The 12,513-nt window shown below is 71.9% G+C and carries 11 protein-coding genes; 5 read left to right on the top strand and 6 right to left on the bottom strand.

Annotated features, from left to right (window positions below; genetic code table 11):
- Positions 1–112: 112 nt before the first annotated feature.
- Positions 113–1,750, top strand: coding sequence for an IS1634 family transposase (locus tag IIE03_RS15380; protein ID WP_192861465.1), 1,638 nt, complete (start codon positions 113–115; stop codon positions 1,748–1,750).
- Positions 1,751–2,402: 652 nt separating this feature from the next.
- Complete coding sequence (locus IIE03_RS15375; RefSeq protein ID WP_192863633.1) at positions 2,403–3,161, top strand: MerR family transcriptional regulator; 759 nt, start codon at positions 2,403–2,405, stop codon at positions 3,159–3,161.
- Between the two features lie 222 nt (positions 3,162–3,383).
- Here IIE03_RS15375 and IIE03_RS15370 read toward each other — a convergent pair whose 3' ends face one another.
- Positions 3,384–4,685, bottom strand: coding sequence for an MFS transporter (locus IIE03_RS15370; RefSeq protein WP_192863632.1), 1,302 nt, complete (start codon positions 4,683–4,685; stop codon positions 3,384–3,386).
- 263 nt (positions 4,686–4,948) lie between these two features.
- Between IIE03_RS15370 and IIE03_RS26395 the strand changes: the two genes are divergently transcribed.
- Positions 4,949–5,071 carry a hypothetical protein gene (locus IIE03_RS26395; RefSeq protein WP_264158598.1) on the top strand — a complete coding sequence of 41 codons (123 nt, stop codon included), beginning with the start codon at positions 4,949–4,951 and terminating at the stop codon, positions 5,069–5,071.
- Between the two features lie 148 nt (positions 5,072–5,219).
- Here the strand turns inward: IIE03_RS26395 and IIE03_RS15365 are convergent, their stop codons facing one another.
- On the bottom strand, positions 5,220–6,125 hold the full coding sequence (locus tag IIE03_RS15365) for a response regulator (protein WP_225997824.1): 906 nt from the start codon (positions 6,123–6,125) through the stop codon (positions 5,220–5,222).
- 84 nt (positions 6,126–6,209) lie between these two features.
- On the opposite strand from IIE03_RS15365, the gene IIE03_RS15360 reads away from it, so the two are divergent.
- Positions 6,210–7,091 carry an LLM class flavin-dependent oxidoreductase gene (locus tag IIE03_RS15360; protein ID WP_192863631.1) on the top strand — a complete coding sequence of 294 codons (882 nt, stop codon included), beginning with the start codon at positions 6,210–6,212 and terminating at the stop codon, positions 7,089–7,091.
- 153 nt (positions 7,092–7,244) lie between these two features.
- On the top strand, positions 7,245–7,844 hold the full coding sequence (locus IIE03_RS15355) for a pentapeptide repeat-containing protein (RefSeq protein ID WP_192863630.1): 600 nt from the start codon (positions 7,245–7,247) through the stop codon (positions 7,842–7,844).
- Between the two features lies 1 nt (position 7,845).
- Here the strand turns inward: IIE03_RS15355 and hutI are convergent, their stop codons facing one another.
- The 4 genes from hutI to IIE03_RS26775 all read right to left on the bottom strand — a co-directional run bounded on the left by hutI (position 7,846) and on the right by IIE03_RS26775 (position 12,441).
- A complete protein-coding gene (gene hutI, locus IIE03_RS15350; protein WP_192863629.1) occupies positions 7,846–9,153 on the bottom strand; it encodes an imidazolonepropionase in 1,308 nt (435 codons plus the stop codon).
- The gene (locus tag IIE03_RS15345) at positions 9,150–10,643 is read right to left on the bottom strand and encodes an allantoate amidohydrolase (RefSeq protein WP_318843010.1); all 1,494 of its coding nucleotides are present in this window, start codon (positions 10,641–10,643) and stop codon (positions 9,150–9,152) included. Before IIE03_RS15345 ends, hutI begins: the two co-directional genes overlap by 4 nt.
- A 79-nt stretch (positions 10,644–10,722) precedes the next feature.
- Positions 10,723–11,217, bottom strand: coding sequence for a hypothetical protein (locus IIE03_RS15340; RefSeq protein ID WP_192863628.1), 495 nt, complete (start codon positions 11,215–11,217; stop codon positions 10,723–10,725).
- Between the two features lie 60 nt (positions 11,218–11,277).
- The gene (locus tag IIE03_RS26775; RefSeq protein ID WP_192863627.1) at positions 11,278–12,441 is read right to left on the bottom strand and encodes a DNA/RNA non-specific endonuclease; all 1,164 of its coding nucleotides are present in this window, start codon (positions 12,439–12,441) and stop codon (positions 11,278–11,280) included.
- Positions 12,442–12,513: the final 72 nt, after the last annotated feature.

The following is a 12,513-nucleotide window of genomic DNA, read 5'->3' as shown; positions in this document are numbered from 1 at the left end:
CCTGAGTTTGGTCATCTCGGCTTGATCCGTGCTGGCGCAGTGCTGTGACCTGTGGTGATGGTGGTCTTAGTGCGCGGTTTCACGCACTAACGGGCTGGCCTACGCTCGGTGGGTGGCGTTCATTCGACGGGTCCGGACCGCGTCCGGGGCGACGGCTGTGCAGATCGCGGAGTACGTCGGCGGGCGTCGTCAGCGGATCGTGGAGCACCTCGGGTCGGCGCACTCCGAGGCCGAGCTCGGCCTCCTGCTGGAACGGGCCCGCGGCCTGCTTGCCGACGGCCGGCAGGGTGTCCTTGACTTGGGTCTGGAGCCCACGACGCGCGCGGTGGGACTGGTCCCGGCTCCTGGCGAGCCGGCCTTGCTCGGCGGCCAGCCGGTCCCGTCTCAGGCGCCGCGGGTCGGTCCCGCGCGGGTGGAGTCGACCGCTTCGCGTGTCTTGTTCGACGCTCTGGTAGGCGTGTTCGCCGACCTGGGGTTCGACGGGATCGGGGACGAGACGTTCCGGGACCTGGTGATCGCGCGGATCGTGGAGCCGACCTCGATCCTGGACGTGGGGCGGGTTCTGAAGGACCTGGGCCACAGCCCGGCGAGCGAGAAGACGATGCGCCGCACCCTGGCCCGCTGCGTCGGCAACGGCTACCGCGACCAGATCGCCGGGTTGTGCTTCGATCACGCGCAGGCCAGCGGTGATGTGTCGTTGTGTTTGTACGACGTCACCACGCTCTACTTCGAGGCCGAGAAAGAGGACGGGCTGCGGAAGGTCGGCTACTCCAAGGAACGACGAGTCGACCCGCAGATCGTCGTGGGCCTGCTGGTGGACCGGTACGGGTTCCCGCTGGAGATCGGCTGTTTCGAGGGGAACAAGGCAGAGCGCCTGACGATTGTGCCGATCATCGAGCAGTTCCAGGCTCGCCACGGTATCGAGGGGATCGTGGTGGTCGCCGACGCGGGCATGCTGTCGGCGGGCAACCTGGCCGAGCTGGACCGCGCCGAGCTCGGGTTCATCGTCGGCTCAAGGATGACCAAGGCACCGATCGACCTGGAGTCCCACTTCCGCTGGCACGGGGACGCGTTCACCGACGCCCAGGTCATCGACACCATCACCCCGAAGACCGGGCAGAACCTCGAGAACGACCCGATGCTGCGCAGCGAACCGGTCTGGGACCCGGCCACGCACACGCGGTCCTGGCGGGCGGTGTGGTCCTTCTCCCGCAAACGGTTCGTGCGCGACAACGCGACCTTGACCCTGCAGGAGAACCGCGCCCGGGACGTGATCGACGGATCCCGGACCGCGAAGGCCACGAGGTTCGTCAAGACCAGCGGGGACGCACGCACCCTGGACGAGAAGGCACTGGCCCGAGCCCGAGCGCTGGCCGGGCTGAAGGGCTACGTCACCAACATCCCGGCCACGGTGATGCCGCCGGCAGAGGTGATGACCTGTTACCACGACCTGTGGCACGTGGAGCAGTCCTTCCGGATGAGCAAGACCGATCTGGCCGCCCGGCCGATGTTCGCCCGCACCCGCGACGCGATCGAGGCGCACCTGACCATCGTGTTCACCGCCCTGGCCGTCGCCCGCGCGGCCCAGGACCGCACCGGCCTGGCGATCCGCAACATCGTGCGCCAGCTACGCCCCCTGCGCTCGGCAACGATCACCATCAACGGCACCACCGCCACGTTCCCGCCCGCGATCCCCACCCCACAGCAGACCATCCTCGACGCACTGAACCGCGACGACGTCACGCACTAACCCGAATGACCAAACTCGGGCCACGGTCTCGTCGCCGCGCTGCACGAGGAAGGCATGGCGTCGTTCATCCGGCCCCGGCGAGGCGCGGAACCGCGGAGCATGCTCGGCGATGTCCTCGGCGTGTACCCGCAGCACATGAAGGAGATAAGCGTCGTCCGGCGCAACCTCGACGACGGCGTACGCCGCGGCGGAATGCCGCTCGCGGTTCAGTCTGATCAGCCAGTAGACGTTGATGATGACGATCACGCCGTTCATCGCGAAGAACGGCCAGATCCCGACGATCCCGTTGTACAACGTCGCCAGCGCCGACCCGGTCAGGTTCAGCCAGCGAAAACGCAGCACGCGCGCTTGCATCAGCGACCAGACGACGAGCACCGTTCCCGCCCAGCCGCCGATCTCGAGGAGGAGGTTCACCTCCCGAGGTTAGATCGCGCGAGCCGGTGCCGCCGACGGCGCGAGGCATGAGGTTCCTTACAGCGGACGAGGGCGCTCCCACGTCGCCCCACCCGCACAACCAGCCTCGTTCCCGAGTTGCCGCGCGGCATCCTCGCCGCGCTTCACCCCGGTGTGAGGCAACACGCGACCGTCGTCGTCCAACATCCCGAACTGCCGACTTGAACTTGACGCAACGTCAACCCCTACAGTCGCACCCATGAGCTGGTCCATCCAGGAGATCGCCCGGATCGCGGGCACCACCAGCCGCACCCTGCGGCACTACGAGCAGGTCGGACTGCTCGAGCCGGCGGGCCGTGCACCCGGCGGCGCGAGGCGGTACGACCAGGACGCCCTGGTCCGGCTGCAGCGCATCCTGCTGCTCCGCGACCTGGGCATGGGGCTCGCCGACATCGGCGATGCGCTCCGTTGCGAGCCCGACGTCGCTCGCGCGCTGGCCGCGCATCGCGAGCAGTTGCGGGCGGAGCGGGATCTGGTCGAGCGCCGGCTCGCCAGCCTGGACCGGACCATCGACGCACTGGAGAAAGGAGAGAGCATCATGGCCGAGGACATGTTCGACGGGTTCGACCACACCCAGCACAAGGAGGAGGTCGAACGACGATGGGGCAAGGACGCGTACGCCCAGGGCGACGCCTGGTGGCGCGGCCTGGGGCCCGAGGGGCAGAAGGAGTGGAAGGCGAAGGCGTCCGCTCTCACCCAGAGGTGGATCGACGGCGCGTCGGCGGGTATCGACCCCGCGGGCGACGAGGCGCAGGCCATCGCCGCCCAGCACGCCGACTGGCTCTCCGGGATCCCCGGGACTCCGGGTCACGGCACGAAGGCGCCCACCAAGGAGTACCTGGTGGGCCTCGCGGAGATGTACGTCGCCGACGACCGCTTCGCGGCGAACTACGGCGGCACCGAGGGCGCGACGTTCGTCCGTGACGCGCTGACGGTGTATGCGGACCGCAACCTGTAGGCGTCCGACGTCGTACCGCTGGTCGGTCCCACCGTGATCGACCGTGGCTGCGGTCGGTCCGATCCTGAACGATCGGTCGTTCAAACGACCGATCGTTCAAGGACGGACCGACCACGGCTCAGGCCGCCTGCGCGCCGACGCCGACCTGGCCGCCGGTGTCGACGCCGGCCAGGCAGCCGCCTGCCGCCTCGCCACGACCCGATGCCCAGCTGCTCGCCAGGCTCAAACCCGCGCCGCCACCTCACGCGGCTCCCGCGCCCCCCGCAACCCCACGAGCACCCCGGCTACCAGGTACACCCCGGCCAGCACCCCGAACAGCCCCGGCGACCACCCCATGTCCGGCACCACCGCGGCCGCCAGCGCCGCGGCCCCGACGAACGCCGCGTTGTACAGCACATCGAAGAACGCGAAGGCCCGGCCGCGGAACTCGTCGCCGGAATCGCGCTGCACGATCGTGTCGACGGCGATCTTCGCCCCCTGAGCCGCCATCCCCAGCAGGGCGGCGGCCGACAGCATCAGGACGAGCCCGGGTTCGGCGGGCACCAGCAGCACCTGCGACGCGGCCGCCACCAGCAGCATCGTCGCGATCCAGCTCTGCGGCGCCATCCGCCGTCCGAGCCACGCCGTCACCACGATCGCGACGCCGCCGCCCACCCCGGTAGCCCCGACGACCTGGGCGAACACAGCGAGTCCGGACGCCGGGTCGCTCGGGTCCGACAACAGGTTCCGCGCCATCAGGATCGACGCGATGAACACCACGCCGTAGCAGAGCCGGTGCGTCGCCATGGCGAGCAGCGCCTGGCCGGGCGTGCGCCGGCCGGCGAGATAACGCGCCCCGTCGACCAGACCGCGCGCGACCACGACCACCTCGCTCCTCACCCGGCCCGACGCCGGCACCACCGGCCCCAGCTCACCCCGCCGGAGCCGGAGCCCGAGCAGCGAGGCGCACCCCATCACGAGCGCGGCACACGTCAGCGCGGTCGCGTCCTGCACCCGGCCCGGTGGTGCGACCTGCCCCACGACGAACGCGCCCAGCCCGCCGAGGAAGGCGGCGCCCGCTCCCAGGGTCGGCGTCAGGGCATTGGCGGTGAGGAGCAGCTTCTTGTCCTCGACGACGAGCGGCAGCCCGGCGGACAGCCCGGCGAGCAGGAACCTGTTCACGCTCAGCGCCGCGAGCCCGAGGACATAGATCCACAGGGAGACGCCGTCGGCCACCATGAGGACGGCCATGGCCGCCGTGATCACCACACGGACGGCGTTGCCGACCACGAGCACCTGCCTGCGTTGCCACCGGTCGAGGAAGACTCCGGCGAACGGGCCGACGATCGTGAACGGCGCGAGCATGATCGCGAACGCCCCAGCGATCGCGGGCGCGCTGCCCTGTGACTCCGGCGAGAAGAACAGCAGGTTCGCGAGCCCGACCTGGAACATGCCGTCGCCGGCCTGCGAGACCAGCCGCACCGCGAACAACTTCCGGAACCCGGAGCGGGCGAGCAGCGCGCGCAGCTCGCGGAAGACGGACATGTCCTGAGCTTAGGAGGTCGCGCAACGGCACCGCCTCCTCGCCCGACCTCTCGTCGGTGTTCGACGACGGCCGCGGGCGGGCACGTGGGTCCGCGAGAGCGCTCACCGGGGACCCGGAGATCCCGGCGAACGATCGCCCGGACATGGCCCCGCTCCCACGGGTGAATTTCACGACTTACCGCCTGGTAACAGGCCTGAGGACCCTCGTAGGCCTTGTCGACGAGGTGCTAGCATTCCGGCGTTCCAGCCAAAGGAGGCTTGAGATGTTTGCGCTCGACAGCACCGGACTGATCGCGGTCGGCGTGATCGCGATCGTCATCGTCGGTCTGGCGGTCGGTGTGGCCGCCCTGATCTCTCTCGTGTCGAAGCGGGTCCGCAAGGACTGATGCCACGGTCCGGACGAGGCGGACCATCGAAGCGCCGCCTCGTCGGGGCCGAGCGGACCACGGGCCGCATCGAACGCATCGAAGAGGGCCGTGACCGGACTGACAGCGTTGACCGGCACCCGGCCGACGGCCGAGTACTCCGGCACCGTCAGCGCTCGAGTACCCCGGCTTCGCCCAGCACCTCACGAACCGTCATCTGGGACGACGTCATGTCGGTAGCACCCGCTGCGCGGGCAGTGGCGCCATGGGCTCGCATCGTCTCAGGACTCCCGTAGATGACGAACGGTACCGCCGGATCGACCTCCCGCACCTTTCGCAGGAGCGTCAGGCCCGCGGTGGGAACCTCGGTCCCGTCCTCGCGGCGACCCATGTCCGAGATGATCGCGCCGTAGCTGCCGTACCTCAGCCGCTCCATCGCTTCCCGTGTGGAGCGCGCCAGCGTCACCACGGCACCGTCCCGCTGCAGGCCGTCGATCAGGATGGCGTTGTTCTCGGGATGATCGTCGACCCAGAGAACCTCGCGGGAGGTCGCCCGCGTCCCTTGCCCGGGGCGCCCGTCGCCGTCGTCCGCCGCCGATGGCGGAAGACCCGGAACCCCGGGGCGATGGTCGTGCGCGTCCGACGGCGGCCGGCCGGGTACCCCGGCGTCGCGCCCGTCGATGCCGGACGGCGGCATGCCGGGCGCGCCGTTCCCGCCGTCGTCCGATGGCGGCGCTCCGGGCGTCGGCTCGCGCCCGCCGACGTCGGACGGCGGACTCCCGGGGAGCCCGGCGCCGGGCCCGTCCACACCGGACGCCGGCCAACCAGGCACCCCGCCGCCTGACAACGCCTCGACCCGCTCCCGCAACGCCACGACCTGGTTCTGCAGATCCACGATCATCCGGTTCTGCTGGTCGTTGAGCTGGGTGATGCTGATCCGCTGCCCGCCGAGCTCCAGCTCGAGGTCCGACTTCCGCAGCAGCGCCGCGAGCGGACGCCAGAGCAGCAGCAGCGCGGCGAGGACGAGCAGCGGCCACAGCAGGGCGGCCACGGAGGTGATCAGGTCGGCGATCATGGCCGGGAGCCTAGCCGGATTTGACCGTCTTGTGCTCCGCATCGAGAGCGGCCTCCGGAGGAATCTCCTGAGTACGCTCGCATCATGACGACACTGGGCTGCGCTCTGCTACCGACCTTTCCCCCGCACCAGTACCTGCCGATCGCCCGTGCCGCCGACGACGCCGGCCTCGCGGAGATCTGTCTCTGGGAGGACTGCTTCAAGGAGACGGGAATCGCCGCCGCGGGCGCGATCCTCGCGAGTACGGCCAACCTCCGCGTGCAGCTCGGCGTGCTCCCGGTGCCGCTGCGCAATGTCGCGCTCACCGCCATGGAGATCGCCACGCTCGAGGGAATGTTCCCAGGCCGGCTGGAACCCGGCATCGGGCACGGGGTGCAGAGCTGGATGGAGCAGGTCGGCGCTCGCGCCGCGTCGCCGCTCACCCTGCTGCGCGAGTACGCCACCGCGCTGCGCGGCCTGCTCGCCGGGGAGCGCCTCACCGTCTCGGGACGCTACGTCTCCCTGGACGACGTCGCCCTCGACTGGCCGCCCGTCACCGCACCACCGGTGATCAGCGCGGCCACCGGACCCAAGACGCTGCGCCTGGTCGGCGAGGTCGCCGACGGCGTCGCGCTCGACGGCGGCAACGGCCTGACCAAGCTGCGGACCGCCATCGACACGGTCCGCAAGGCGTACGACGACGCCGGGCGCACCGACCCGTTCAAGGTGGTGGTCTCCGTGGCGACGGCCACCGGCCCCGACGCCCCAGACCGCGTCCGGGCCTGGCTGCCCAGCTGGGACCTGCCCTCCGACGCGCCCGAGGAGTACTGCGTCTGGGGCGACTCCGCCGAGGAGATCGCGGACGGCCTGCGCAGGTTCGCCGACCTCGGCGCCGACACCGTCAACGTCCAGCCGCTCGAATCGGAGCCGGACCCGGAGGCGCTCGTCACCTTCCTGGGGCAGGAGGTCCGCCCGCTGCTCCTGTGAGCGGAGGCGTCCACCGAGCGGGGGCGCACCACTGGTCCTGTCCCCCCGGCCCGCTCCCGCGGAAGCGACCGGTGGTGCGCGGCGCACCGGGCGGCACGAGGAGCCGTACGGCCCCGCAGGGCGATGTCCGACAGCCCCACTACGGTGGCCGGCATGAGCGAAGCGGAAGCCGGCGGGCGGGTCACCGACGAGGACTGGTACGCGCGCGACCTGTCGGGTGCCGAATGGCGGGGCACCACCTTCGTGGACGTCGATCTCACGGAGGCGACCGGCGTCGGCGCGACCTTCGAGGAGTGCACCTTCCGGGGCGTGAAGTTCAACGCGGCGTCGTTCACCGAATGCGCGTTCACCGCGTGCGTCTTCGACCGCTGCAACTTCTTCGACGTGACGTTCGAGCGCTGCAAGCTGATGGGCTCCATGTTCCGCAACTCCAAGCTGGACCTGGTCAAGGCCGAGCGCGGGAACTGGTCGTTCGTCGATCTGTCGCGCGCCGAGATCGCCTCCGCACAGTTCGATGGTGTCCGGTTCCGCGAGGCGAACCTCCGTGAGCTCAAGGCTCGCGGAGCGGTGCTGACCGGCTGCGACCTGTCCGGCGCGGACCTGGAACTCGCCGACCTGTCCGGCGCGACGCTCCTGGGTAGCGACCTGTCCGCGATCGACCCACGCACGACCACGCTCGAGGGCGCGATCATCACCCCGGACCAGGCGACGACGCTCGCGGAGGCCCTGGGCCTGGTGGTGCGCCCCACCTGACTCAGAGGTCGCGCGAGTAGGTGGCGCCGACCTCTAGGCCCCACAGACCCCCGAGCATCGTCCCGCTGACCAGCGGGACCCCCGGGCGGTACGGCAGATGCAGGTACGACGGCGCGTCGAGCACGGCGAGGTCGGCACGAGCTCCCACCCCCAGCCATCCGATGTCGGTGCGCCGCAGCGCCGCCGCACCCCCCGCCGTCGCCGCCCGCAGTGCCTCCGCCGGTGACATCCGCATCTCCCGCACGGCCAGAGCCAGGGCGAACGGCATCGACGACGAGAACCCCGACCCCGGATTGCAGTCGGTCGCGATCGCGACGGTGACGCCCGCATCGAGAAACCTGCGGGCGTCGGGATAGGGCTGCCGTGTCGAGAACTCGATCGACGGCAGCAGGGTCGCCACGACGCCGGAGTCCGCGAGGTTTCGCAGGTCGTCGTCCGACGTGAAGGTGCAGTGATCGGCCGAAGCGGCCCCCACCTCGCACGCCACCTCGATCCCCGGTCCGTGGCCGAGCTGGTTCGCGTGGATCCGGGGGGCGAGCCCGGCGGCGGCCCCGGCGCGCAGGATCGTCCGGGCGGCGTCGCCGTCGAAGGCGCCGCGCTCGCAGAACACGTCGACCCAGCGGGCGTGCGGCGCGCAGGCCTCGAGCATGTCGCCGGTCACCAGGTCGATGTACGCCGCCGGATCGGTGCCGGGCGGGACGACGTGCGCCCCGAGGAACGTCGTCTCGGGCGTGAGCTCGCGCGCGATCCGCAGCGCCCGCGCCTCCCCGCCGATGTCCAGCCCGTAGCCGGACTTGATCTCGACGGTGGTGGTGCCCTGCCGTCGCATCTCGGCGACGAGCCGGCGGGCGTTGGCGCGCAACTCGTCGTCCGACGCCGCGCGCGTGGCGGCCACGGTGGTCCGGATCCCGCCGGCGGTGTAGGGCCGTCCGGTCATCCGCGCCTCGAACTCGGCGGCCCGGTCCCCGGCGAAGACCAGGTGCGCGTGCGAGTCGACGAACCCCGGGATCACCGCGCGCCCGTCGAGGTCGCGGGCCTCGTCCGCCGCCGGGGCGGCCGCCGCGGGCCCGGTCCACGCGACGCGGCCGTCATCGCCGACGACGACGGCCGCGTCGCGGACGATCCCGAGCAGGTTCCCGACGCCGCTTGCCGAGGCAGTACCTCTCGCGGCTCCCGCGCTGTTTCGCGACCGAGACTCCGCCGAGGACGTGTCCTCGGCGGCCGGGCCGCCGGCCGGGGCGAGATCCGGGGCGCCGTGAGCCGGATCGTTCGTGATCAGCTCGCCGATGTTGGTCAGGAGGATGCTCATCGTGCCGCCTCCCCGAGGTGTGGCGCCGCCGGCGGGTTGGTGATCAGCTCTGCGAGGACGTCCGCCAGGGCATCCACTCCCGCGAGCGCGTCGGCCGTGGTGATCGACTCCTCGGGCGAGTGGGACACGCCCGTCTCGTTCCGCACGAACAGCATCGCGGTCGGGATACCGGCCTGCTGGAGGATCCCGGCGTCGTGGCCGGCACCGGTCGGGATGATCGGAATGCCGGCGTTGCCGCTGGTAGCCAGGGCGCCGGTGGTCAGGGCACGTGGCCGACGCCGGTCCGCCGCCCCTCGGCCGACGGCGTCCCGTTCGGCCGCGCCCCGTTCCGCGACGTCGCGGTCCGACGTCGCCCCGAGCGCCGCCGCCAGCCTGCTCGTGAGGCCGCGGTCGAAGATCACCTCACCCGACACGGACTCCGCGGTCACGTCGAGTGTGGTCCCGTCGGCCGCCGCCCGGTCGCGGGCCGCGCGTTCCACCTCGGAGAGAAGGTCCGCGAGCTCCTCGTCCGTCGATGCCCGGGCGTCCAGCCACGCGCTGACCCGCGAGGGGATCGCGTTCGTGCCGCCCGGCCGCACGTCCAGGCGGCCGAACGTCGCGCGGCGGATCGCGTCGCCGACGCCGTCCCGGTCGCGGGCCGCGGCGTCGGCGGCGAGCGAGGTGGCCGCGTAGGTCAGCATCGGGTCATGGCGGTCGGCCATGCGGGTGGCGCCGGCGTGGTCGGCGTGGCCGCAGAAGTCGAACCGGTAGCGGCCGTGCGGCCAGATGGCGCTCGCGAGGCCGACCGGCGCGTCGTCGCGCAGCACCAGGTCGCGGCCCTGTTCGCAGTGCAGCTCGACGAAGCAGGACACCCCGTCGAGCAGGCCGCCGGCCGTCCTGTCGCCGATGTCCCGGTCGCTCGCCGGGGCTGTACCCGCGGGTGACCCGGGCTCCGCATCGTGCCTTCCCGCGCCGTCGTCCCCCGCGATCACGTCGCCGAGCGCGATGCCGTCGCGGTCGCGCAGCTCGCGGGCGTCGGCCCAGGAGATCTGTCCGGTGGCGAGGCGGGATCCGAGGCAGGCGAGCCCGAACCGGGACCCTTCCTCCTCGACGAACACGCCGACGCCGAGCGGGACGCGGGGCGTGATTCCTCGGTCGCGCAGCACGTCGATGGCGGCGAGCGCCGAGACGACGCCCAGCGGGCCGTCGAACGCGCCGCCGTCCAGCACGGAGTCCAGGTGCGACCCGGTGAGAACGGCGTTCCCCCGCCGGGAGAGGGCCCCCGGGTCGGTCGCGCCAAACCGTCCACCGTCGTCGTCCACGGGATGCCACCAGGCGACGGTGTTGCCGAACCCATCGGACTCGACGCGGAGTCCGCGGGCCCGCGCCGCCTCCTCGAACCAGGCCGCCGCCTCGCGTTCCGCGGTCAGGAACGGCTGCCGGAAGTATCCGCCGGTCCGGGCGGACAGTCCGAGGGGCTCCAGGTCACGCCACATCTGCTCGAAGCTCACGGCCCCATTGGAACATCCGCGCGCGGGGGCCGACCGACGACGGGCGTACCCGGGTCGGCGGTGTCCGCGGGCGGTGCCGTCAGTGCCGGGCCGCCGCCAGCTCCTCGCGGAGCCAGCGGGGCGTGTGGTCCAGGGTGCGCGGGTACTTGTGCAGGTCCTTGGCGTAGAGGTGCGGCTTCGGGGCGTCGCTCCAGGCGGGACGGTCGTCGTAGTTGAACGCGACGTCCACCTTCCCGTGCCCGTCATCCCTCCGCACCGTCAGTTCCATCGACAGCCAGGTCCCGGCGCCCGGCCGGTACATCACGTCGCGGAGGTCCCTGACGAGCCGCCCGACCGAACGGTCGGGCAGGACGGAACGATCCTCGCCGGACGGTCTCGCCACCGCCATCGTCGTCTCCCCGTAGGGGGCCAGCCGGCGGACCCGCAGCGTCGCCGACTCCCAGTCGCCGCCGGCCGCCGCGCTGCGGCTCACCGCCAGGGCGATCTCCCCGACGAGTTCTCCCTGGCGGACCATCGGAACCTGTCCGGTCGGCTCCTCGTGCGTCGAGTCAGGGTCCATCGAGTCAGGGTCCATGCTGACGCTCCCTTCGAGCACCTCGCTCCTCGGCCTTCGTCCCGTCCACTCCCCATCGTGTCAGCCGTTGTCGAACTCCTTCCTCTCGGCCTCCCCGTCGATCGCGTACTCGACGGTGATGGTGCGGGGAACCGGGCTGTCGCCGTCGTACTCGGGGAAGACGTGCAGTTCGACGTCCGACGGTGGGTCGGCGTTCAGTTCCTCGCGCAGGCGCGTCTCCAGGGCGTAGTACGTGTCGCCGGCCCCGCGGTTCACCTCCTCGAGCATCGGCACGAGATTGAGGTCCTCCGGACCGCCGCCGAAGGCGTTGCCGACCAGGTGGCCGCCGTCGTACCCGTCACCGCCGAGGTCGCCGATGCGCTGCTGCACGCTCTCCGAGCGATCGGCCTCGCCGAGCTGGAGGTCCTCCACGTGGACCGCGACCGTCCGGGCCGCGTCGTCGGTGACGAAGACGTGCTCGTCGCCCACCACGTACGTCACGTCGGGCTGCGGCTCCATCAGGTCCCAGTTGAGGTCGCCGGTTCGCCCGTACTCGGCCTCGACGTGCGTGACCCGACCCGACCCGTCCGTGTAGAAGGTTCCCCGGCCGTCGACCTCGTAGGCGGTGTTCGGCTCCAGGCCGTCGACGCCCGCGAAGGGGGTACGGGCCGACGGCGGCTCCGCCTCCACGGTGCGGTCCACCTCGGGTGGCGGGTACTCGTCGGCGCCGTCGTCGCTCCCGGCGCGCCCGTCACCACCGCCGGCGGCCCCGCGGCCGACATCGGCACCGGATTCGTCCCCCGCGTCGTCAGGAACGACGGCGAACGCCGCCGGGCGGATCTCGACCTCGGCGGTGCCTCCACCGGGCGACGCCGTCGCCCCGGCACCCACCGGCTCTCCCGGCGCGTCTCCGCCGCCGTCGACACGGCTCGTGCCCGCGCCGCTCGTCACCGCGACGTGCCCGGCCGGGTCACCGTCGGACGTCTCCTCCTGAGCGTCCGCGTTCTCGCGGATCCTGCCCGCGGCCTCGGCCAGCGCCGTCGCCACATCGCGCAGCCGCACCGCGTGCTCCCCGCCCCAGACCGCACGGAAGTCCTCGGCATCGGGTCCGTTCCAGCCGCCCGGATCCGGGATCACCGCCTCGACGACCGTCACCACGCCGTCGAGCGACCTGCCGCCCTCATCGATCCGTCCGGCCAGCAGGCGCAACGCCTCGACGTCGGCGCCGTGCATCCCTCCGCTCACAGCCGTCCTCCCGGGGACGCGTCGTGCCGTTCACCGCAGTGGAACCTGGGGAGTCGCGCCGGTGGGGGTACT

Origin of the sequence: Myceligenerans pegani (assembly GCF_014892515.1) — a bacterium.
In the GTDB taxonomy this organism is placed as follows: Bacteria; Actinomycetota; Actinomycetes; order Actinomycetales; family Cellulomonadaceae; genus Myceligenerans; species Myceligenerans pegani.
The sequence above is the reverse complement of the archived record's forward strand: the minus strand, read 5'-3'. Positions and strand labels throughout refer to the sequence as shown.